Consider the following 255-nt stretch of genomic DNA (forward strand, 5'->3'; position numbering starts at 1 on the left):
CGGCGAACCTGGCGCGACGAGCGTGGCCGAGAGGATGCCGGCGCCGGCCGCGGGGAGCAGGCTGAACAACAGCGCGCCGCCCATCGAGTGGCCCACGACATGGTAGTGCTCCAGCCCAAGCGCCCGTGTGACCTCGATCAGGTCGTCCACCCAGTCGCCGTAGCCGCGCGTCGCGTCGATGAGTTTGTCTTCGGTGTCGCCATAGCCGCGCAGATCGACCGCGATGCCGCGGAAGCCGCCCGGCAGCTCCAGCAT

The 255-nt window shown here is 70.2% G+C and carries 1 protein-coding gene; it reads right to left on the minus strand.

What is annotated here, in order from left to right; translation table 11 throughout:
* On the minus strand, positions 1–255 hold a 255-nt coding region (locus QSV46_RS40315), incomplete at both ends, for an alpha/beta fold hydrolase (protein WP_314964254.1).

The sequence above is a fragment of the Bradyrhizobium cosmicum genome, assembly GCF_032290525.1.
Taxonomy (GTDB): domain Bacteria; phylum Pseudomonadota; class Alphaproteobacteria; order Rhizobiales; family Xanthobacteraceae; genus Bradyrhizobium; species Bradyrhizobium cosmicum_A.